This is a genomic window from Nodularia chucula CCY0103, assembly GCF_963923915.1.
In the GTDB taxonomy this organism is placed as follows: Bacteria; Cyanobacteriota; Cyanobacteriia; order Cyanobacteriales; family Nostocaceae; genus Nodularia; species Nodularia chucula.
Window position 1 is genome coordinate 1 of the sequence record NZ_CAWUOL010000264.1, and the last position, 246, is coordinate 246.

The following is a 246-nucleotide window of genomic DNA, read 5'->3' on the forward strand; positions in this document are numbered from 1 at the left end:
CTCGCCGCAGCATTGCATTCGTAGTACTCCACCGTCAACGCTAGGCCGTCGGGCTTGAGCCAGTCCGGCGCGCGGCGTGTCGCCGTTGCCGACAACAGCATATTGCCGATTTTGAGCCGAACTGCCTTGTCGGCAAGCTCGTCGAAATCGGCCTGCTGCAGCACACACGGCAACTGGCCGTAATGGAACACTTGGTCAAAGGGCGTGCGCATGCACGTTCTCCTTAGTCAACGAACAAGCGCTGAG

1 protein-coding gene is annotated in these 246 nt (G+C 59.8%); it reads right to left on the reverse strand.

What is annotated here, in order from left to right; all coding sequences use genetic code 11:
- On the reverse strand, positions 1-212 hold a 212-nt coding region (locus ACM0OP_RS24485), incomplete at its 3' end, for a hypothetical protein (RefSeq protein ID WP_414530996.1).
- Positions 213-246: the final 34 nt, after the last annotated feature.